The organism is Sporosarcina sp. GW1-11 (assembly GCF_033088395.1).
Classification (GTDB): domain Bacteria; phylum Bacillota; class Bacilli; order Bacillales_A; family Planococcaceae; genus Sporosarcina.
Genome location: NZ_JAPMIW010000027.1, coordinates 1 through 22,762 on the forward strand (window position 1 = coordinate 1; position 22,762 = coordinate 22,762).

Sequence of the window (22,762 nt, forward strand, 5' to 3'; positions counted from 1 at the left end):
TTAATTCGGTAAGTGCCAAAGCCCACTAAAACTACACTGTACATACTAGCGTAGGCACAACTGCGGGGTCGGCCGAAGCCATGAGACAACTAGCGCGATTTTCGCTTGTTGGCTCATGGCGGGAGGCAATCCCCCACGTGCCGAAGCGGTGATAGGAAACGGACCTTTATGAAATTCAGTACCATAAAAAAGTCGAGCTACGACACATTACTAACTAGTAGTAAGTCCCAGACACATCAATCCGCTTCTGTATGTAGAAAAGTAATTCGTCACTGAACCCACTTCGGCGCTGGCGGATGGCTCCCGCGATGAGCCAGAAAGGAAGATCGCCTTTCTGTCTCATCGCTCCGCCTACCGCTTGTAAGGCGCCTTCGTTTAGTGAGGGAAAGTAAGTAGCATTGGACGTTGAAGTCTAAAAGTAAACTTTACTTTGTATCAAAGACTGCAAAAACTACACTGCACTCACTAGCGAAGGCACAACTGCGGGGTCAGCCGAAACAAAGAGACAGCTAGCGCGATTTTTGCTAGTTGGCTCTTTGTGGGAGGCAATCCCCCACGTGCCGAAGCGGTAATAGGAAACCGACCTTTACAAACTTCAGTACCGTAAAAAAGTCGAGCGACGATCCAACACAAAATGTTTTACTTTTGTACCAAAGCCCACTAAAACTACACTGCACTCACTAGCGAAGGCACAACTGCGGGGTCAGCCAAAGCCAGGAGACAACTAGCGCGATCTTCGCTTGTTGGCTCATGGCGGGAGGCAATCCCCCACGTGCCGAAGCGGTAATAGGAAACCGACCTTTACAAACTTCAGTACCGTAAAAAAGTCGAGCGACGACACAACAAAAAAAGACCGCCCAACTCATTGGACAGCCCCTACTGCTTCTTCACACAACTCAACTCACCATTCTTCAAACGAAACCGCATAAAATCATCCGCAACCGACAACGCAGCGAACACCGCTGCACCTTCCGCATGAAAATCCACCATCTCACTCGGCATAAAACGCGAACTAATATGATTCACAATCAAATGTTTAACACATGCTTCCTTCGCTACCGTAGCCGCATCCACTACCGTCGAATGCCCAAACTCCTTCGCGCCTTCCGCATACGCTTGCGTAAACGTCGCCTCATGAATCAACACATCCGCATGTTGGGCCAACTCCACAGACGCCTCACAATAAGACGTATCGCCAATCACCGTAAGAACAAAGCCCGGTTTACGCTCCGTTGTGACGTCCTTACTATACACCATCTGCCCATTATCAAGCTCTACGTCCTGCCCAGCCTTTAACTTCTGCAGTAAAGGACCTTTAGGAACACCTTGCTCAATGGCCTTGTCAATTAACAGCGTTCCCGGTAATTCTTTCTGCTCGATTCGATAGCCGTAGCTTTTGATTACATGCTTCACTTCTTTCGCATAAACCTTGAATTCATCTGTCTCAAGGATTAAGCCATCTGTTACTTCATGAACGTTTAGCTTATACGGCAAATAGGTACCCGTCAGTTGATACGTATGTTGCAACCATTCCTTCAAACCTGCTGGACCGTAAAGATCCACTGGCTCGTCGCCCCCTAGAAACGCACGGGAACTAAGGAAGCCAGGCAAGCCGAAAATATGATCACCGTGTAAATGTGTAATGAAAATCTTCGTAATTTTTTTCGGTTTGATGGCGCTGTGCAGTAGCTGGTGTTGCGTCGCTTCCCCACAATCAAACAGCCAATTTTCTCTATTTTCATCTGTTAAATCAAGGACGAGTGCTGAAGTATTTCGCTGTTTCGAAGGCATTCCCGCGCCAGTTCCTAAAAATTCTATATCCATTGAGTAGCTCCTTTCGTTTACTCTGACCACCCTTTTTTAATGACACCATCGCCAAAACGCTTAGTTAGATTCGAGACGAGTTGGTCCACTTGATGTTCTTTTTCTTGTTGTTCGAAATTATCAAATGTCAATTGCTCAACCATTTCGTGGCGCTCTAAGACGTTTGATACAGTAACGCCTAGCAAGCGAATCGGTTCGTTGTTCCAATGGCGTTCAAAAAGTTCTAACGCGATAGACGTTATATCTTCCGCGAGATAGACCGCTTGATGGACGGTTCGACTTCGCGTCGTATTTTGCCAGTCTGCATAGCGAATTTGAATGCTGATGGTGATACCGGCTAAAGACTTAGTCGCTAAGCGGGTCGCCACTTTATTCGCTAACCGTTGAAATATCGGTATACATTCGTCTAGTTCCGTTAAATCGACAGGCAGCGTCGTGGAACTTCCAATACTTTTGCGCTCCTCCGCGCTTTCAGGATCTACGGGGCGTTGATCGATACCATTTGCGCGTTGTTGGAGACGCAAACCGTTTTTCCCTAGTAATCCTTCTAGCTTAATTTTTTCAGCAACGGCTAATTCACCAATCGTACGAATACCGGCGCTATGTAATTTTTCTTCCGTTCGCTTCCCAATGCCGTGCATATCAATGACTGGTAATGGCCAGAGCACATGTGCGACTTGCCGCTTACGTAAAATTGTAATGCCCATTGGTTTTTTCATATCTGATGCGGTTTTCGCCAAAAATTTATTCGGTGCGATGCCAATCGAACACGGAAGATCGAGTTCTTGTAAAATTCGCTGCTGGATTTCTTCAGCGAGTTCATAGGCACGCGTGAGACCGCCGATTTCTGTCGTATCAATATACGCTTCATCGAAAACAGGTTCGACCCATTCCGTATAACTGCGCAAAATCTCAAACACTGCATCGGACATTTGTCGGTACAGCTCGTGACGTGGCGGGACAATCGTTAATTGTGGGCACAGTCGTTTGGCTTCTCCTACTGTCATCGTCGTATACACCCCGAACGCTCTTGCTTCGTACGAACATGTCACCAAAATCCCTCTACGTTCTTTCGGATTGCCTGCGACTGCGAGTGGAATCCCTTTTAGTTTCGGATTAGCCGCTTGTTCAACGGATGCAAAAAAGCTATTCATATCAAGATGCATGATGACTCGTGGATTGCGTTGATCCGTCATGTCGACACCTATCTTTCATGATTGTATCTAGTTTACATGGATTTCGCTACAAGCAACAGGAAAAAGCGGCAAACTAGCTACAGTTTGCCACTTTTTTAATAGTATATTGTCCCATTCTCTTACGAAGTTTGTCTCTGTTCGCGTACATACGCCGAAATTTCATCCATCCCCGCAAGTGTAGTTGCCAAAATGTTTGGATCAATAACGGTAATCACACGATCTTCCAAATTCGCTACTGTCGTGAAATAAGGTGTCTTGGAGTATGCTTTTAAAGCGGTCGAAGTCAATCGACCATCAGGTAACTCCAATATTTCTTTTGCATCCAACACTAATAAACCGATTTCAATCTGCTCTGTAGTTAAGACGACAATATGCGAATCCGCTTCTCGTGCGGTTGGTGTATAATAAAGAATTTGACTAAAATCCAATATCGGCACCAATTCACCACGCGACTTCATCAAACCTAATAAATACGTTGGTAAATGTGGTATCGGCGTAATATATTCAAGTTTTTCAATGGAGACAACGGATTCTACTGGCAGTGCATATTCTTCATTACCCGTTTGTACGATAACAGCTTGCATACTAGCACCTTCTTTCAATTCAGTGAAATTTGTTTAATTCGCTTGATTGCCAACCAGACTGACGATCTCAAGTAGTAATTCCGTTAGCTTATTCAGCTCTTCAATCGGCATACGCTCGTTTTTCGTATGAATTTCTTCATAGCCTACAGACAATGTCACAGTCGGCACACCCATGCCATTAAAGACATTTCCGTCACTTCCGCCACCGCTCGTCATCGTCTGCGGCTCGCGTCCGACATTACGTATTGCCTGCATCGCTACTTGTACGACTTCTTCATCGTCAGATAAATTAAATCCAGGATACATCAATTGCGTCGTCGTTTCGGCACGCCCGCCCAATGACTGGCTCGTCGTACTGAACTTTTCTGTCATCGAATCGATTTGTTTCTGCATCTTGTCAGGATTAATCGAACGCACTTCAGATAAAATGAACGCTTCTTCGCATACGATATTCGTTGCTTTTCCGCCTTCAAATCGACCAATATTCGCTGTCGTTTCCTCGTCAATGCGACCTAGACCCATGCCGGCAATGGATTTCGCCGCGAGTGTAATCGCAGAAATCCCTTTTTCTGGTGCGACGCCTGCATGCGCCGTTTTCCCGTAAATCGTCGTCCATAGTTTCGATTGGTAAGGAGCAGCTGTAACAATGCCGCCCACTTTCCCATCACTATCGATCGCGAAACCGTATTTCGCTTTCAACACGCTTTGATCCATCGCTTTCGCACCGACTAGGCCACTTTCTTCCCCAGCCGTAATAATGAATTGGATCGGACCATGCTCGTTGCCTGTTTCTTGAAGTACTTTCGCCATTTCAAGAAGAGCTGCGATTCCTGCTTTGTCGTCGGCTCCTAAAATCGTTGTGCCGTCACTATACACATAGCCATCTTCTTTTACGACCGGCTGTATTTGCTGGCCTGGAACGACTGTGTCCATATGACATGTGAAATAAATCGGATCGGCATCCAGTGAACCTGCTAAATTTGCAATTAAGTTTCCTGCACCGTGTCCAGTTTTTTCACTCGTGTCATCTTCAGTCACTTCAAAACCGAGTGCTTCCAATTTCTTCGTTAGCACATCCGCAATTTGACGTTCGTTTTTTGTTTCAGAATCAATTTTCACTAATTCTAAAAACTCTTCTAGTAGACGTGTTTCATTCAATGATAAAGACTCCCTTACTTATAGAGGTATGTTGCCGTGCTTTTTCTTCGGACGATCTTCTTGCTTATTTCTCATCATTTCAAGTGCTTGCAATAATTTAATGCGTGTTTCACGAGGATCAATAACATCATCGATCATGCCGTGTGAAGCCGCAACATATGGATTCGCAAATTTCTCACGGTACTCTTCGATCTTCGCTGCACGTGTGGCTTCAGGATCTTCACTACTCGCGATATCGCGCGCAAAGATAATGTTCGCTGCACCTTCCGCACCCATAACCGCTACTTCCGCATTTGGCCAAGCGTATACAACGTCTGCGCCAATTGCCTTCGAGTTCAACGCAACATATGCGCCACCGAATGCTTTACGCAAGATTAATGTGATTTTCGGTACTGTTGCTTCAGAATATGCATACAAAATTTTCGCGCCATGACGAATGATTCCACCGTGCTCTTGTTTAACACCTGGGAAGAAGCCAGTCACGTCTTCAAATGTGATGATTGGAATATTAAATGAGTCGCATGTGCGGATAAAGCGTGCAATCTTATCTGATGAATCGATATCGAGTCCACCAGCCATAACTTTTGGCTGATTACAAACGAATCCGACCGTTTCTCCTTTCATACGTGCATAACCAACAACCGTATTTTTTGCAAATTCCGGCTGGATTTCAAAGAATGAACCTTCGTCCACTACATGCTCAAGGACTCTACGTACATCATACGGACGAATCGTTTCGAACGGAACGATGTCAGCTAAATCTTCGCGATAATCATCTTGCGCTTCATATGGCTGAACTGGTGTTTTTTCTGTGTTATTTTGTGGCAAGTACGTTAAGAGTTCACGAACTTTTTCTAGCACGACTTCTTCATTTTCTCCACGAAGGTGTGCGTTACCGCTTATTGTGTTATGAACTTTTGCTCCACCCAAACCTTCAGATGAAATTTTTTCACCCGTTACCGTTTCGATAACTTTCGGTCCAGTAATGAACATCTGGCTCGTTTTATCCGTCATAATAACGAAGTCTGTAATCGCTGGAGAATACACGGCTCCACCTGCACAAGGTCCTAAAATAACAGAAATTTGCGGAATAACACCTGAATAAATGGCGTTACGGTAGAAAATTTCTCCGTAGCCGTCAAGTGAAAGTACACCTTCTTGAATACGCGCTCCGCCTGAATCGTTCAAGCCGATGAATGGCGCACCATTTTTAGCTGCTAGATCCATTACGTTGGCGATTTTCATCGCATGCATTTCACCAAGCGCTCCACCGAATACGGTGAAATCTTGGGAGAATAAATAAACTGGACGGCCATGAATTTTTCCGTACCCAGTAACTACCCCATCACCAGGTCCTTCTTGTTTGTCCATGCCGAAATCACGTGTACGGTGAACTACGAAAGGATTTAATTCTACGAAAGAACCTTCGTCAAGCAATAATTCGATACGTTCGCGAGCTGTCAATTTCCCTTTTTCATGTTGCTTCATAATACGCTCGTCGCCGCCACCTAACTCGATTTCGCGTTTCTTGTCATAAAGTTCATTAATTTTATCATAAATATTCATCTATTATTCCCCCTTAGTCTTTTCACATAATTCATACAGCACACCATATGATGATTTCGGATGTAAGAACGCAACTTCCGCTCCGCCAGCACCCGGTTTGGGTTCAGCAGATAGTAGCTGCACTCCTTTTTCGTTCAATTCTTGCATTCTTGTTCGAATATCAGAGACTCCAAACGCGATGTGGTGAACCCCTTCACCGCGCTTCTCAATAAATTTAGCGATTGGACTAGTTTCGGACATCGGCTCTAATAATTCGATTTTCACGTTATGTGCGTCGATAAAAGCCACTTTCACGCCTTGACTAGCTACTTCTTCAATCGCCATGACTTCAAGTCCAAGTGTATGTATGTAGTAGTCTAACGATTGTTCCATATTTTTTACCGCAATTCCAATATGATCTACTTTGTTCATATGTTATGTCCCCTTTGACTACTTATATATGAGTATCTCTTGCACGGAACAGCCATTCTAGTTGTGGAAATCCATAATTCTGTTAAAATAAATGCATACCTATTCCAACGTGTAAGGAGTTATGTTGCATGAGTAATAAAAAAATCCAAAAAACCGTCGTCTATTTAATGATCGTCGCTATGGTTGCGTCTACTCTGTTGATGGGCTTAAGCGTATTCTTTTAATTAAGGAAGGACCGTTCGCATGACATTCATGCGAACGGTTTTTTGTTTCATCTAGCTGCAGACGCCAGGCTCTCGGGACGTTTCGATCTTCCCAAAAAGGCAAAGAACGCCTTTGTGGGAAGATCTCCAACGCCTGTCGAGCCTAGACGGCGTCTTCCGCTTTTATTAGATTTCTTTGCAGTGCTCTTCAAACTGCTCTTGAAGATTTACTACTACTGACATTGGGTCATGTCCTTCGATTTCATAGCGTCCTACTTCGCCGATTAGTTTACCGTCTTTTAGTAGAGCGAATGATGGAGAGGATGGAATATGATCTTCTCCAAAGTGCATACGGGCTTGTGCAGTAGCTTCTTTGTCTTGTCCAGCAAATACTGTCACTAGGTGGTCTGGGCGCTTGTCGTAGTGTACAGCGTGTGCAGCTGCTGGGCGTGCGATTCCTCCAGCACATCCACATACGGAGTTAATCATTACTAAAGTCGTTCCAGGGCGTTTGAATGCTGCCTCTACGTCTTCAACTGTTTTTAGTTGCTCGTAGCCGCTCGCTTCCATTTCTGCTCTTGCTTGGTTTGTCATATCGTTCATGTAAAAATCAAAATTCATTGTCATTTTACAGGATCTCCTTTCCTACTACCTATGATTGTGATGACCACTACCGTTACTTGCTGATGCTTGTCCAGTGGTTCGCAAAAAAGTAATTGGTCACCCAACTCAATCATAGCATAAACCTATGCAAATCAAGAAGAAAACAATCGGTCAATTGCACCAGAAACTGTGAGATGACCTTCTAACAATTCACTCTCAAGTGTTTTGACTTCTGCTTTCTTGCCTTCTTCGGCGTAAAATGAATCAATCAAATGATCTTTAATCATCGAATGGAACCAATCTCTCGTTTGGTGCTGCCGTCTAATTTCCCAATGATTATTCTCTGTCATCACTTGCTTGAATTCTAGAATCGTTTCCCACACTTCTTCTAAACCTGTACGTTCAATAGAAGAAACGGGTTTTGCTGTGGATGTCCAGTTAGGAGAGGCTGGCTGCAGCATATGCAAAATCCGCGTATATTCTCTTACGGTCTTTTTCACTAGCTGTTTATTATTGCCGTCATTTTTATGCACAACAATACCATCCGTTAGCTCCATAATTCCTTTTTTCATTCCCTGCAGTTCGTCCCCAGCACCTGTAAGCACAAGTAATAAGAAATAATCGACCATGCCACGCACAATCGTTTCTCCTTGTCCTACTCCTACGGTTTCGATAAGAATAACATCATAGCCAGCTGCCTCACAAAGCAACATCGTTTCACGTGTCTTTTTGTGCACGCCACCAAGTGTTCCGGCAGACGGAGATGGACGGATGAATGCATTTTCATGCCGCGCCAACTCCTCCATACGTGTTTTATCCCCTAAAATACTACCGCCCGTCAACGTTGAGCTCGGGTCGATTGCGAGAACCGCCACTTTAAAGCCCATGTCAGCCAACATCAGACCGAATGCTTCGATAAATGTACTTTTCCCTGCACCCGGCACGCCGGTAATACCAATTCGAATACAATTACCCGTCTTAGGCAAGAGACTCGTTAAAATCTCTTGTCCGAGCTTTTTATCGCTCTGTTTCGTACTTTCAAGCAACGTAATGCCCCTAGCTAGATGAAGACGTGAACCGTTTTCTATTTCTGCGCGTAAAGCATCTAAATTTCCGTGCGATGGATCTTTTTTAACAAAGCGTTTACGTGAAGAGGCAACAAATCCATCGTGTGTGGATTTAATCCCGCGCATTACATGCATTGCTGAATCATCCCGTCCGTTTTGTTTGTTTGTCAATCCGTCACTTCCTCGTAGCCCAACTGTCGGTAGATTTCCTCGATTACTTTTTGAGCCGCCACCGGAATCACTGTACCAGGTCCGAAGATTGCCGCTGCTCCATTTTTACGTAAGAAATCATAGTCCTGCGCAGGAATAACTCCACCTACTACGACAAGAATATCTTCTCGCCCGATTTTCTTCAACTCTTCACGCAATGTAGGAACTAATGTTTTATGCCCCGCAGCGAGTGAACTAACGCCAATTACATGCACATCATTTTCTGCCGCTTGTAGCGCTGTTTCTTCAGGTGTTTGGAATAACGGTCCGATATCCACGTCGAAGCCTAGATCGGCGAATGAAGACGCGATAACTTTCGCCCCACGGTCATGTCCATCTTGACCCATTTTAGCGATCAAAATACGTGGACGACGCCCTTCATTTTCAAGGAATTCGTCTGTCATATCTTTTACTTCTTGAATTTCTTCTTCATTGGAGAAGTTTGCACTGTATACACCACTCACTGAACGGATCACCGCCTTATGTCTACCTGAAACGGATTCAATCGCATCTGAAATTTCACCGATTGTCGCACGTGCTCTTGCTGCATCTACTGCAAGCGCCAGTAAGTTTCCTTCGCCGTCTTTAGCTGATTGCGTAATCGCCGCTAGTGCCGCTTGGACTACTTCTTCATCCCGGTTAGCTTTCATCTCGTTAATCCGGTCAATTTGCTTTTGACGTACTAATGTATTGTCGATATCTAAAATATCGATTGCATCTTCCGTATCGAGTCGATATTTATTCACTCCGACGATTGTTTCTGCACGTGAATCGATTTTCGCTTGGCGCTTTGCTGCTGCTTCTTCAATCTTCATCTTCGGTAAGCCTGTTTCAATCGCTTCCGCCATGCCACCTAATGATTCGATTTCAGCAATTAACTCCCATGCTTTTTCCATCAATTCCTCCGTCAGCTTCTCTACATAATACGAGCCGCCCCACGGATCAATTACTTTAGTCATCATTGTTTCTTCCTGTAAGAACAATTGCGTGTTACGTGCAATCCGCGCAGAGAAGTCTGTCGGCAAGGCAATCGCTTCGTCCAAAGCATTTGTGTGCAATGACTGCGTGTGGCCCATGGAAGCCGCGTTTGCTTCTACTAATGTACGCGTAACGTTATTAAATGGATCTTGCTCCGTCAAACTCCAACCAGAAGTTTGAGAGTGTGTACGCAATGCAAGAGTCTTCGAGTTTTTCGGCTCAAATGACTGCATCATCTGTGCCCAAATTTTACGAGCCGCGCGCATTTTGGCGATTTCCATATAATAGTTCATGCCGATCGCCCAGAAAAATGATAGACGTGGCGCAAAGGAGTCAATATCAATTCCTGCTTTCAAACCTGTGCGTACATACTCTAGTCCATCTGCTAACGTATACGCGAGTTCAATATCAGCTGTCGCGCCCGCTTCTTGCATATGGTAACCCGAAATAGAAATCGAGTTGAATTTCGGCATGTTTTGCGACGTATACGAGAAAATATCCGCAATAATTCGCATCGACATTGCCGGTGGGAATATGTACGTATTCCGCACCATATATTCTTTCAAAATGTCATTCTGGATTGTCCCTGATAGTTTTTCTGTAGGCACACCTTGTTCTTCAGCTGCTACGATATAAAACGCCATAATCGGCAATACTGCACCGTTCATCGTCATCGAAACAGACATTTGATCAAGAGGAATTCCGTCAAATAGAATTTTCATATCTTCAATCGAATCAATCGCTACACCCGCTTTTCCGACGTCTCCTGTTACGCGTGGGTGATCGGAATCGTAGCCACGGTGCGTCGCCAAGTCGAATGCAACCGATAATCCTTTTTGTCCCATCGCCAAGTTGCGGCGATAAAACGCGTTACTTTCTTCCGCTGTAGAGAACCCAGCGTACTGTCGAACCGTCCACGGACGCGCGACATACATCGTCGGGTACGGACCGCGTGTATTCGGCGCAATACCAGGAAAATCAGATACATGCTCCGTATGTTCAATATCTTTTGCCGTATAGACCGGTGAAACATCGATCCCTTCATTCGTTGCGAAGGTTTCTTTCTCTTGCGCTTGTTGCGACAGTTCATTTAGCGTTTGTTGTATATCTACTTTTTTAAAATCGGGTTTACTCAACTGGATGGCCCCCTATCGTAATGTTGGCAATGTCCTGTAATTTTGCTATTTTATCCTGACCAGCGAACATAAAGCCATTTAGCCCATTAGCAAGCCATTGATCGGAAAGTTCTTTCGGGTATTTCCCCGCTACATCCAGAACAACATCTCCTGCATCTTCTTTTAAGAAGTTTGTAACGACTTCTTCCGTTGCCGCTGCAGAAGCACAGATTACCGCATAGTGTGGCTGTTCTTCTTTGATCCAACTGAGCGCTTGATCGATAGAGTCGAAAGAAGGGCTCCACTGTGCCTCAATGCCACCAACAGCTAGGAATCCACTGACGAAGTCTGCACGAGGTTTATAATCTTTTAATGCACCAAAGTTTAGTAGTACTGCTTTTGGTAACTGTTCTGGCGTACGTGCGCGAAGATGTTCAAACGGCTCAGCCAAACGTTTCGATACCGTCACAGAAGAGGCATCTGTCAAGTTCGTGTCGATTAATTCTGCATAGACATTCGTACCGATCAACGTCTTTTTCCCGCTAGCCATTTCTTTCTGACGTTCAGCGTATAACTTGCTAAGTTCACCAGATTGTAGAAACGACTGATAGCCACCGTTTTCTTCGATTGCTAAAAACTTCTCCCAAGCTTTGCTAATTAATTCTGCAGTTAACGACTCGATGAAGTATGAACCACCTGCAGGGTCGAGTACTTGGTCGATATGTGTTTCTTCTTTTAATACGAGTTGAATATTGCGTGCATAGCGAATAGAGCTAGCAGAAGTGCCAGTCAACACATCATGTGGCAACACCGTTAACCAGTCCGCTCCCCCAAGTACCGCAGCAAACGCGGAGTTCCCGCCACGTAATAAGTTTACATATGGATCGAGTTTCGAATAGCAAGCAATGGTACTTGTTTCGCGTTCTCCACGCCATATGCTTCGTTAAATAACTTCCATAACACACGGAATGCACGGAATTTCGCGATTTCCATAAAGAAATGTGTGTCAGAAGCAAAACGAACATAAAAATCTTTCGTAAACTCTTCAAATGAAGTGGCCTTTTCTGCTAGTTCAGCAGCGATCGCAAGTGACAACGCAAGTTCTGTAACCGCATCCGCTCCTTCATGATGAGCCGTCCATAGATCTGCTCCTTTTGTTTTAACGTTCGGCAAATCTTCCGGTAAAACCGTACTTTCGCTAATACAAATACCCGTTACATCTGCACGTTTCGCATCTTCAATATATGAAAAGGCCTGCAAAATTGGATCTTCTTTTTTCACTTCTGTAAAGAGAAGTGGATACTCTGTAAGCAATTGTGCTAATTGACGAAGCGCTTGCTCACTCCAAGATATTGGGTGTAAGCCGTTATACGCAATCGCTTCATTGCCTCGTTCTAATGATTCTTTCAACTGAAGTAGGAAGTCTTCTCCCGTTGTCGCGCTGACAGGTTGTGCAACCGTCCAGCCAAATGCTGGCTTCGTCACGCGTGAGATCTTTTGTTGATCTAGATCCTCTTTTGTATATAAGGGCTTCAATTCAATACCCTCTGTGGTCTTCGTAAACAATGATTCAAATGGCTTTCCTTTCAATGACTGAATGGCACTCTCTTTCCATTCTTCATAGTTCGGCGCCGTAAATGTGAATGATTTCATATTATGTATAGGCATAATGGTGTTGCTTCCCCCTTTTTGACCATCAATACTACTAGTGTACCGTAGTGTAGCCAATGAAGAAAGAGGAAAATGATTAGATGTCATACAATTTTCATATAAATCTAATAAAAGTCTTCAGCTTCAAAAAGATAGTTGCAAAGTAAGAGGAAAAGAACTATCGGATGGGAAAGAGGAAGATCGTAGGATTGTCGCAAGAAGAATGTCACGCGGATATAAAAAAGGAAGTCCCTCGATAGATTATATCAAGGGACTTCCGTAGATCTCTTTAAGAACTTTTTACGCACAACTAGGCCACTATTACTTCCAGTGAGTGGCAATGAATTCGTCTCGACCAGAACGCGCGCGGTTATCTTTATAATGTTCTTTTTCTTTTTCGTAGTAATCTTGATGGTACTCTTCTGCCCGATAAAACGTTTCTGCGGGACGGATAGCTGTGACGATAGGTTTTGAGAATATGCCACTTGCCGCTAGCTTCGCTTTGGATTGTTCGGCAATTTCCCGTTGCTCGTCCGTGTAATGGAAAATCGCTGTCGTATACGATGAGCCACGATCATGAAATTGACCTTCCGCATCTGTCGGATCAATTTGTTGCCAGAACACATCGAGTAACTGTTCATATGAAAAAACAGCTGGATCAAACGTGATTTCAACGACTTCCACATGGCCTGAGTCGCCTTTTTTCACATCTTCATACGTCGGATTTTCAAGATGTCCACCCATATAGCCTGACACAACATCCTGAATGCCTGGCCATTCTTTAAACGGTTTTACCATACACCAGAAACAACCACCTGCAAATGCAGCTTTTTCAAACGTATTATTAGTCACTATCAACATCGCCTTTCATTTCGCTTTAGTTTTTAATTATGGTCCATGCCTTCTTGCTAGAATGCCACTATTTACGCTACCATATTATTCTGTTCATTGCAGTTCTCAGCAACTTCATCAATCAACACTCGTCACACTGTCGCCATATGAAGAGACCGGAATCGCTTGTTTGCGCATCGTATCCTCTTCCGGAACGCGTATGAATTTAACAATCACCGCACTAACTACATATAAGAAACTAAAAATCCAAACAACCCCTTCAGCTCCTACAGTCCCAATGAATGCCAATGCAATGGCAGGTGCGACGAACGTTGACAAACCGGCCGAAAAGTTTAACACAGACATCGCCGCTCCCTTTTCTTCACCCGCGACAGACGGTACCAATGCACCAATCGGAACGAAACCAGCTATTAAGCCACCCCAAATGAATCCAACAATGCTTGTCATCAGTAGATTTCCATTAGTCAAGACAGGTACGTAAAACAATAGCGGTGTGAAAATGGCACAACCGATTCCACCAAACCAAATAATCGTTTGTTTCCAACCGAATGTATCTCCAATAAAACCGAATACTAAATTAAAGATGATATTTCCTAAGAAAAATGTACCCCATAATTGCAACCAAGCAGTCGTTTCAATGCCGTGCTGTGCCATATGAATCGGCAAGAATACAGGGAATCCATAAACACTTAAACTATTGATCACGCGAACAATCCCACCTGCTGCAACGCGTGGATTCGATTTTAAAATCGTAATACCTTTTAATAATTCTCTAACTGCTTCGCGTTTGTTAGCGACTTTTTTCTTCTCAAATTTATCTTTATTGAGCACTAAAGCAAAGAACGTACCGAGACATACCCAAAAAATAGAAGTCCACAATGTATTAATGTAACCGAGGTGTTGGATCGCATAACTTGAATACCAAGCCCCAAGCACCATCATTCCCGCACAAAACGCAAACCAGAACCAACCGACTGCTGAACTTAATTTATTTTGTGGTGTTTTATAAATGACCCATGTTAAAAAGGAATAGGCAAACAAAGGATAACCGAAACCTTTAATGAAATAAGTTAGTAGCATGACTGGATAATTCATCGTTGGAAAACCGAACGTGATAAAACCAGCTGTACCAATAATATATACGGATAATCCAATCATCATCGTACGTTTAGGACCAAACACATCTGAACAAACTCCTGAAAACCAAGAGGCAAGAGCTATCGATATTCCATACACTGTGAAAATTGCGGCTGACTGTTGAATCGTCAACCCGTTATCGACTAAGAATGGACTGAGCCACCCAGCTTCTATTCCGTCACCCATCATGAAGAGCATGACACCAAAAAAGCCCCATCCTAAGTTCTTTGTAATACCGATTCTCTCTAACATACCATTCTCTCCATTTCTACTTACTTTTCTTAGTTGCGTATATATTTTCATGTAACAAAAAACTCTTTCCAAAGAACGGAAAGAGTTTTGACATACATTCATATTCAAATGGAATATAAATGTTGAACCCTTTCTATCTTTCAAGCAAAGCTTGCTGGATTTGGCACAATAATGTTGCCGAGATTTCATAGGGCCAGTCCCTCCATCTCTCTTGATAGAAAACATACTATGTAGTTAAATGAAAATACGTAATATTTAAAGCAATGGATATACAATATAGAGTTATTAAGTTGAAGTCAAGCACTTATCTGAAACTTCTAAAGAAATAGTCATTCTTATGATATACTAAACAGATTATGTCGACAAAGTTTTAGGAGGTATTGATTTGCAATCGTATGTAGAGATAGAAAATGGTGTCGTTCCTTCCGTCTGTTCACTTGACTGTCCAGACCAGTGTGGATTACTTATTCATAAACAAGATGGGAAGGTCGTTAAAATAGAAGGAGATCCTGAACACCCTGTAACAAAAGGAAGTATTTGTAATAAAGTTCGCCATATGTCCGAACGAATTTACGATCCACACCGTATTACAACACCTTTGAAACGTGTCGGACAAAAAGGCGACGGGAAGTTTGTCCCAATCAGTTGGACAGAAGCCATTGAAACGATCACGGACCATTGGAAAACATTAATTTCAGAAGTAGGTCCAGAATCGATCCTCCCATATAGCTTCTATGGAAATATGGGGAAGTTAAGTTCAAAAGGAATGGATCGTCGTTTCTTCAACCGCCTTGGATCGAGTCAACTTGACCGAACCATTTGTTCTGTCGCTGGCGAGGTCGGGTACAACTATACAATGGGCGGACGCTATGGCACAGATCCAGAAGAGATGACAGAAACAAAATTATTCATCCTTTGGGGTATTAACGCTGTCAGCACGAATATGCACCAAATGATGATTGCACAAAAAGCTAGAAAAAATGGTGCTAAAATTGTCGTCATTGACGTCCATAAAAACCAGACCGGACGTATGGCAGATTGGTTCATCCCTATCCTTCCTGGCACTGACGGAGCGCTTGCATTAGGTATTATGCACATTCTGTTTAAAGAAAACATGGTCAATCAGTCATTTCTAGAAGACTATACGATAGGCTATGAGGAGTTGGCGGATCATGTAAAAAACTACGACCCTCAAATAGTTTCTAGCATTACGGGTGTATCTGTGGAAGATATTTACTCGTTAGCCCGGATGTACGGAACTACTTCTCCTTCCATGATCCGAATCGGAAATGGTCTGCAGCATCACGATAATGGCGGAATGATTGTCCGAACCATTGCCTGCTTACCGGCATTGACTGGCCAATGGGAAGTAAAAGGAGGAGGTGCCCTTAAGTCAAATGCAGATTATTTGACGCATAATATAGCTGCGCTTGAACATCCAAATCTCCTGAAACAGCCTACACGGCGGTTTAATATGAATCAATTAGGCGATGCGTTACTAGAAGAAAATGAACCGATCCGTTCATTGTATGTCTACAACAGCAACCCAGCCTTAGTCGCACCCGATGCGAATAAAGTGCGCGAAGGATTAGAGCGTACTGATTTATTTATGGTTGTTCATGATTTATTTTTAACAGACACAGCTAAATTTGCGGACATTGTGCTACCGGCCACATCTGCATTTGAAAATACGGACTTCTATACGTCATTCTGGCATCATTACATTCATATACACGAGCCCGTCATTCCTCCTTTTGAAGACAGCAAATCCAATTCAGATGTCTTCAGACTGTTAGCACAAGCGATGGGGTTTGATGAGCCATCCTTTAAAGATGATGATCAGGAAATGATGAGGCAAGCATTAAGTAATCTTACCAATCCACATATATCTGAAGTTACATATGAATCGTTAAAGGAAAAGCGCTTCATCAAAGCAAGCGGCACGAACAATATGTTACACAACTTACAAACCCCTAGCGGTAAAATTGAACTTTATTCCAAACAGATGGAGTTGGACGGTTATCCAGCTCTTCCAACGTATATCCCAATCATTCAGGATTCCGATTATCCATTACTATATGTACCTACAGCTAATCATAATTTTTTGAACACGATCTTTTCGAATAATGAAAAGCATATCAAAATGGAAAAAGAACCTAAGTTATTTATGAATGTGCGCGATGCAGAACTTCGGGGAATTACAGACAAAGAAGTTGTCCGTATATGGAACGACCGTGGGGAATGTGAAATGACTATTTCAGTTGGTGAACACGTCCTTCCCGGTGTTGTCGTGAGTCTAGGACTGTGGGCAGATCAGACAGGTGAACAACGACTTGTCAACGCATTAACGCCCAATCGAATAGCTGACATGGGCGGCGGCGCCACTTTTTTCTCAGGCCGCGTTGAAGTGAGCGTTTCGCACTCCCAAAATGAAGAATCCTGAAATAAGCCTACTAGCTAAGCATATGAACTACGTAGAGATGAAAACGTATTACTTGCTAGAGACCAGTAGCCCATACGAACATCTCTGCCAAATGCAGGGAAACGAATTCTCATAACCTTCAGCGGTAGCGCTGAAGGTTCCAGAGTGTAAACAAAAGGGTTGGAAATCGTAACGATTTCCAACCCTTTTGTTATTTTCAGTATAAAATCTGTAAAATAGCTTCTGACTTAGTTCTGGTATTCACTTGATTTCCTCATGACGCCTCAAGTCTTCCGCTATATCCAAGTGATTTTGCGGCACTAACTGTTCAATTGTCAGCATCTCCAACTGTTCACGTTCATTGATCTGATTTTTCGTCATCATTTCCATCACCTCAATAAGTGTTCAACAGGTTCCAGTTGATTGGAGCGGAGGATGGCGACTCCAGCGGGAACAGCACGAGCCGAAGACCCTGGACTGAGCGCAGCGAGGGAAGCGGCTGAGGCCGTGCCCGCGGAACGCGTCCATCCGCAGCGGAAATCAACCTTTCCTGACGTTTACTCTATTGTAAAAGAAAAGAGACTGTAATCAAACTCCAAATTTATGGAGTTTGTCTACAGCCTGAAACCTTCAGCGGTAGCGCTGAAGGTTCTCTGTATTTAATATAACGATGTAGTTTCTTTAGACATATTCTCTAGCAATTCTTTCACACGCGCTAGGAAACGCCCGCAAACTAAACCATCCAAGACACGATGATCTAGAGACAAGCAAAGGTTGACGATATCGCGTACAGCAACCATCCCATTGTTCATGACAACCGGACGCTTGACGATCGTTTCAACTTGCAAAATCGCAGCTTGCGGGTAATTGATGATACCCATAGACTGCACGGAGCCAAATGAACCCGTGTTGTTGACGGTAAACGTACCGCCTTGCATATCCTTCGCCTGCAGCTTTCCATTGCGTACTTTACCCGCTAATTCGTGAATATCACGGGCAAGTGCTTTGATAGTTTTTTCATCTGTTTGTCGAATGACTGGAACGTATAACGCGTCATCAGTCGCAACAGCAATCGAAATATTGACGTCTTTTTTCATGACAATCGTGTCACCCGCCCACATCGAATTGACTGCAGGGAACTCTTTCAACGCTTGAGAAACAGCCTTAATAAAGAAGGCGAAGTACGTTAAATTGAATCCTTCTTTTTGTTTAAACTCTTCTTTTACACCATCACGCAGTGCAACAAGATCCGTTACGTCGACTTCGACCATTGTCCACGCATGTGGTGCTTCGGTTACTGAACGCACCATGTTTTTCGCGATGGCACGACGGATACTTGTGACTGGAATTTCGATATCACCATTTTCCAACTGCACATTCGGCGTAACATTTTGTTCGAATCCGGACTTTTCGCTATCGAATTCCGCGATTTCCGTATGTGCTTGCGGTTGTTCTTTAATTGTTTCAGCTGATTCCGTCAGTTGTTGCGGAGCGACGGTTGGATTCTCAATGAACGCTAGAATATCTTTACGCGTAATTCTGCCTTCACGGCCCGTACCCGCGACGTTTGCCAAGTCAATGCCGTGTTCTTGCGACAGTTTTAAAACAGCCGGAGAATATCTACCCGCTGCTTTCCCCGCTGCTTTCCCCGCTGCTTTCCCCGCAGTTTTCACCAGTTCAGGCGTCGATGCCGGTTTGACTGGCGCGACTTGTGGTTTTTCTGACGCAGCTTCTTTCAGCTCTTCTACAGCTAGTTGTTCTTTCTGCGTCTTTGGAGTCGCTTCAGGAGCTGCAACACTTCCCTCTACGTCAATCAAACAAACCGTATCGCCTACTTCTACCGTATCGCCTTCTGAAGCGATGATTTCCGTAATCGTTCCAGCAAATGAAGAAGGTACTTCGGCAGTTACTTTATCTGTTGTCACTTCAGCTAACGAGTCATACTTAGCGACCGTATCACCTGGTTTGACTAGCCATTTTTCAATGATTCCTTCAGTTACACTCTCGCCCAGTTTTGGCATAGTGATTTTTTCGATGCCCATTATTCTGCCTCCTTAGACTAAAACTCCGCTAAATCCCTTGCCGCTTTTTCGACCTTGTCAGGATTCATCATAAAGAATTTTTCCATCGAAGGAGCATACGGCATAGCAGGTACATCAGGCGCTGCTAGACGTTTGATAGGTGCATCTAATTCAAATAAGCAGTTCTCCGCGATGATCGCAGACACTTCACTCATAATACTGCCCTCTAAATTATCTTCCGTCACTAATAGCACCTTACCAGTTTTGGAAGCCGCTTCAATAATCGCTTCTTTATCTAGTGGATACACTGTACGTAAATCTAAAATGTGAGTGGAAATACCGTCTTCCGCGAGTCGTTCCGCTGCTTGCAAGGCGAAATGAACACAAAGACCATAAGTAATGATCGTCAAGTCGTCTCCTTCACGCTTGCAGTCCGCTTTTCCGATTGGCAATACATAATCATCGTCAGGCACTTCACCTTTAATCAAACGGTACGCACGCTTATGCTCGAAGAACAACACGGGATCTGGATCACGCACAGCAGCTTTTAATAACCCTTTTGCATCGTAAGGAGTGGACGGAATGACAATCTTTAGTCCAGGTGTAGAAGCAAACATCGATTCAACCGATTGTGAATGATAAAGCGCACCATGGACACCGCCACCGAAAGGCGCACGAATAACAATTGGACAAGACCAATCATTATTGGAACGATAACGAATCTTCGCCGCTTCTGACACGATTTGGTTCACTGCAGGCATGATGAAATCGGCGAATTGCATCTCCGCAATTGGACGCATACCGTACATCGCTGCACCGATCGCGACTCCAGCAATGGCTGATTCTGCAAGCGGTGTATCGAGCGCGCGGTATTCGCCAAACTCATCATATAATCCGATCGTCGCTTTAAATACGCCGCCTTTACGACCTACGTCTTCACCTAAAACGAATACTTGATCATCGCGCTCCATTTCTTCTCTCATCGCCATATTGATGGCATCTATAAATGAACGAACGGCCATTATGCGTCGCCTCCTTCTTCATCATAAACATAGCGCAAGGCATGTTCAGGGCGTGCATAAGGAGCCAATTCCGCATATTCCGTAGCTTCATCGACCAATTGCTTCACACGTTGTTCGATCTCATCTTGCTTCTCTTCCGTCAATACTTCCTGTTCTTGCAAGTACTGAATGAAAGTCAATAATGGATCCAACTTCTTTTCCTGTTCTAACTCTTCCGCGTCACGATATAAACGCTGATCATCATCTGAAGAGTGCGCTGTCAAACGATAGCAGACAGCTTCAACTAATGTAGGGCCTCCACCGCTTCTTGCACGGTCAGCTGCTTCCTTCACCGCTTCATAAACCGTCAGTGGATCCGTGCCATCTACTGTTACGCCTGGCATCCCGTAGCCCACTGCACGATCGGATACATGCTCACATGCCAATTGTTTATCTACTGGAACGGAAATTGCATATTTATTGTTTTCTACCATAATAACCGTAGGCAATTTATGCACACCCGCAAAGTTCATTCCCTCATGAAAATCTCCCTGATTCGAAGAACCTTCTCCTAGTGTCACAAATGTGATGAAATCTTCTTTATTCATTTTAGCAGCAAGCGCTACACCGACTGCGTGTGGTAATTGCGTCGTTACAGGAGACGATCCTGTAATAATCCGATTTTTTCGCTGACCGAAATGTCCAGGCATTTGACGGCCGCCCGAGTTCGGATCTTCCGCTTTTGCAAAAGCCGATAACATCAATTCTTTTGGTGTCATACCAAAGTGCAATACAATACCCATATCTCGGTAATACGGCGCGATCCAGTCCTTTTCATTATCCAAAGCAAATGCCGCACCTACTTGCGCCGCTTCTTGTCCTTGACATGAAATAACAAACGGAATTTTACCCGCACGATTGAGTAGCCACATCCGTTCATCTAGGCGACGGGCCATCAACATTTTTTCATACATTTGTAACACATCTTCATCTGTCAAACCTAATTCAATATGTCGATTGTTCAAACCGTTTCCTCCTTTACACGTGAATGGCGAGTCCTTCTACAGCCAACGCCGCTTCACCGAACGCTTCTGATAATGTAGGATGCGGATGAATCATGGAAGATACTTCCCACGGAATCGCATTCAACACCATCGCAAGTCCCGCTTCTGAGATGAGATCCGTAACATGTGCCCCCATCATATGAACTCCGAGAATATCGTCCGTTTGCTGATCTGTAATAATTTTAACGAAGCCATCTGTATGACCATTTACGAGTGCTTTCCCATTGGCTTGGAAAGGGAACTTTCCGATTTTCACTTCATAGCCTTTATCTACGGCTTGCTGTTCTGTTAACCCGACAGCAGCTGTTTCTGGGAACGAATAGACACATCTAGGTACGAGATTATAATCAATCGGTTCACGCTTCATGCCTGCGATATGCTCAACCGCATAGATTCCTTCGTGTTCTGCAACGTGTGCAAGTTGAAGACCTCCAATTACGTCGCCAATCGCATAGATATGATCGTCTTTCGTCTGATACGTCTGGTTTGTCTGAATGAAACCATTTTCCACTTGAATTTCTGTATTCGCTAAACCGATATCATCGATTACTGCGGAACGACCAACCGACACCAATAACTTCTCACTAGTAATTGATTGTTCGACACCGTCTACAGTATAAGAAATCGTCACAGAATCCGTTTTTTGCAGTGATTCCGTGTGAATTTCTGCTCCTAAAATAAATGTAACACCACGTTTCTCCAACGCTTTTTGCATACTGATGGCAACATCACGATCTTCCGTAGGTAACGGCTGATCCAGTCGATCAAGAACCGTCACCTTGACACCAAAATCATTCAGCATAGAAGCCCATTCGATACCAATTACACCCGCACCGATAATCGTCATAGAAGATGGAAGCGCATTCATAACTAAAGCCCCATCGGATGTCATGACGTCTATTTCATCAATTACAAGTCCTGGAAGTGTACGTGGTTTTGAACCCGTTGCAATGATCAAGTTTTTTAAGATCAAGATTTCATTCTCATCCCCATTGTCCATCTCTACTGAAATAGTGCCTGGCATTGGAGAAAATATCGAAGCACCTAAAATTCTACCCGTTCCATGATAAACATCGATTTTCCCTTTTTTCATCAAGCCTTCGATTCCGGCATGCAATTGATTAACTATTTTATGTTTTCTTTTTTGCACTTGTGAGAAATCTAATGAGACTTCGCCTGTTTTTACGCCGAATTCATCTGCTTGTTGTTGGGTCACACGGAACACTTCCGCACTTTTCAGCATCGCTTTGCTTGGAATGCATCCGCTATGCAAGCATGTGCCGCCTAGTTTGGATTTTTCTACGATTGCTGTTGTTAAACCGAGTTGAGCAGCACGAATCGCTGCAACATATCCACCCGTTCCTCCACCTAAAATTACCAAGTCATATTCTTTACTCAAAGTATAAGACTCCTTCCATAGAACAGCTACAACACGCCGTCCCTATATA

At 43.9% G+C, this 22,762-nt stretch carries 21 protein-coding genes and 1 riboswitch; of the genes, 3 read left to right on the plus strand and 18 right to left on the minus strand.

The features are described 5' to 3' along the window. Positions 1–214: 214 nt before the first annotated feature. From ORD22_RS13460 to mce, 7 genes are all read right to left on the minus strand, one after another. A complete protein-coding gene (locus ORD22_RS13460) occupies positions 215–343 on the minus strand; it encodes a hypothetical protein (RefSeq protein WP_317646615.1) in 129 nt (42 codons plus the stop codon). 533 nt (positions 344–876) lie between these two features. Further along, positions 877–1,824: a ribonuclease Z gene (gene rnz, locus ORD22_RS13465; protein ID WP_317646616.1), complete on the minus strand. Its 948-nt coding sequence runs from the start codon at positions 1,822–1,824 to the stop codon at positions 877–879. Positions 1,825–1,841: 17 nt separating this feature from the next. After that, on the minus strand, positions 1,842–3,020 hold the full coding sequence (locus ORD22_RS13470) for a DNA polymerase IV (protein WP_317646617.1): 1,179 nt from the start codon (positions 3,018–3,020) through the stop codon (positions 1,842–1,844). 119 nt (positions 3,021–3,139) lie between these two features. Continuing rightward, positions 3,140–3,604: a chemotaxis protein CheW gene (locus tag ORD22_RS13475; RefSeq protein WP_317646618.1), complete on the minus strand. Its 465-nt coding sequence runs from the start codon at positions 3,602–3,604 to the stop codon at positions 3,140–3,142. A gap of 33 nt (positions 3,605–3,637) precedes the next feature. Next, positions 3,638–4,762: a M20/M25/M40 family metallo-hydrolase gene (locus tag ORD22_RS13480; protein WP_317646619.1), complete on the minus strand. Its 1,125-nt coding sequence runs from the start codon at positions 4,760–4,762 to the stop codon at positions 3,638–3,640. 18 nt (positions 4,763–4,780) lie between these two features. After that, a complete protein-coding gene (locus tag ORD22_RS13485) occupies positions 4,781–6,328 on the minus strand; it encodes an acyl-CoA carboxylase subunit beta (RefSeq protein ID WP_317646620.1) in 1,548 nt (515 codons plus the stop codon). 3 nt (positions 6,329–6,331) lie between these two features. Beyond that, positions 6,332–6,739, minus strand: coding sequence for a methylmalonyl-CoA epimerase (gene mce, locus ORD22_RS13490; RefSeq protein ID WP_317646621.1), 408 nt, complete (start codon positions 6,737–6,739; stop codon positions 6,332–6,334). A 128-nt stretch (positions 6,740–6,867) separates the two neighbouring features. Between mce and prli42 the strand changes: the two genes are divergently transcribed. After that, positions 6,868–6,963, plus strand: coding sequence for a stressosome-associated protein Prli42 (prli42, locus tag ORD22_RS13495; RefSeq protein ID WP_317646622.1), 96 nt, complete (start codon positions 6,868–6,870; stop codon positions 6,961–6,963). A gap of 165 nt (positions 6,964–7,128) precedes the next feature. Here prli42 and ORD22_RS13500 read toward each other — a convergent pair whose 3' ends face one another. From ORD22_RS13500 to ORD22_RS13530, 7 genes are all read right to left on the minus strand, one after another. Then, on the minus strand, positions 7,129–7,569 hold the full coding sequence (locus ORD22_RS13500; protein WP_317646623.1) for a BrxA/BrxB family bacilliredoxin: 441 nt from the start codon (positions 7,567–7,569) through the stop codon (positions 7,129–7,131). Between the two features lie 128 nt (positions 7,570–7,697). After that, positions 7,698–8,747, minus strand: a complete 1,050-nt coding sequence (gene meaB, locus ORD22_RS13505) for a methylmalonyl Co-A mutase-associated GTPase MeaB (protein ID WP_317646649.1) — start codon at positions 8,745–8,747, stop codon at positions 7,698–7,700. Positions 8,748–8,779: 32 nt separating this feature from the next. Next, complete coding sequence (scpA, locus tag ORD22_RS13510) at positions 8,780–10,936, minus strand: methylmalonyl-CoA mutase (protein ID WP_317646624.1); 2,157 nt, start codon at positions 10,934–10,936, stop codon at positions 8,780–8,782. Next, a complete protein-coding gene (locus tag ORD22_RS13515; RefSeq protein ID WP_317646651.1) occupies positions 10,929–11,852 on the minus strand; it encodes a methylmalonyl-CoA mutase family protein in 924 nt (307 codons plus the stop codon). Before ORD22_RS13515 ends, scpA begins: the two co-directional genes overlap by 8 nt. Then, positions 11,789–12,568 carry a methylmalonyl-CoA mutase family protein gene (locus tag ORD22_RS13520; protein ID WP_317646625.1) on the minus strand — a complete coding sequence of 260 codons (780 nt, stop codon included), beginning with the start codon at positions 12,566–12,568 and terminating at the stop codon, positions 11,789–11,791. Before ORD22_RS13520 ends, ORD22_RS13515 begins: the two co-directional genes overlap by 64 nt. Positions 12,569–12,886: 318 nt before the next feature. Further along, the gene (gene msrA, locus ORD22_RS13525) at positions 12,887–13,417 is read right to left on the minus strand and encodes a peptide-methionine (S)-S-oxide reductase MsrA (protein WP_317646627.1); all 531 of its coding nucleotides are present in this window, start codon (positions 13,415–13,417) and stop codon (positions 12,887–12,889) included. A gap of 117 nt (positions 13,418–13,534) precedes the next feature. Further along, positions 13,535–14,806, minus strand: coding sequence for an MFS transporter (locus ORD22_RS13530; RefSeq protein ID WP_317646628.1), 1,272 nt, complete (start codon positions 14,804–14,806; stop codon positions 13,535–13,537). A 130-nt stretch (positions 14,807–14,936) separates the two neighbouring features. Then, positions 14,937–15,027, minus strand: a riboswitch (SAM riboswitch). Positions 15,028–15,191: 164 nt separating this feature from the next. Here ORD22_RS13530 and ORD22_RS13535 point away from each other — a divergent pair. Beyond that, entirely contained in the window at positions 15,192–17,249 is a 2,058-nt protein-coding gene (locus tag ORD22_RS13535) for a molybdopterin-dependent oxidoreductase (RefSeq protein ID WP_317646629.1), read from the plus strand. A 414-nt stretch (positions 17,250–17,663) separates the two neighbouring features. Next, positions 17,664–17,816, plus strand: a complete 153-nt coding sequence (locus ORD22_RS13540; RefSeq protein WP_317646630.1) for a hypothetical protein — start codon at positions 17,664–17,666, stop codon at positions 17,814–17,816. A gap of 71 nt (positions 17,817–17,887) precedes the next feature. On the opposite strand, the gene ORD22_RS13545 is transcribed toward ORD22_RS13540, so the two are convergent. The 4 genes from ORD22_RS13545 to lpdA form a co-directional block, all read right to left on the minus strand. Next, on the minus strand, positions 17,888–19,270 hold the full coding sequence (locus ORD22_RS13545) for a dihydrolipoamide acetyltransferase family protein (RefSeq protein WP_317646631.1): 1,383 nt from the start codon (positions 19,268–19,270) through the stop codon (positions 17,888–17,890). Between the two features lie 17 nt (positions 19,271–19,287). Then, positions 19,288–20,271 (minus strand): alpha-ketoacid dehydrogenase subunit beta, encoded by a 984-nt coding sequence (locus ORD22_RS13550; RefSeq protein WP_317646632.1) that lies wholly within the window; start codon positions 20,269–20,271, stop codon positions 19,288–19,290. Then, on the minus strand, positions 20,271–21,224 hold the full coding sequence (locus ORD22_RS13555) for a thiamine pyrophosphate-dependent dehydrogenase E1 component subunit alpha (protein ID WP_317646652.1): 954 nt from the start codon (positions 21,222–21,224) through the stop codon (positions 20,271–20,273). The genes ORD22_RS13550 and ORD22_RS13555 overlap by 1 nt, the downstream gene beginning before the upstream one ends. Before the next feature lie 64 nt (positions 21,225–21,288). Next, complete coding sequence (gene lpdA / locus ORD22_RS13560; RefSeq protein WP_317646633.1) at positions 21,289–22,713, minus strand: dihydrolipoyl dehydrogenase; 1,425 nt, start codon at positions 22,711–22,713, stop codon at positions 21,289–21,291. Positions 22,714–22,762: the final 49 nt, after the last annotated feature.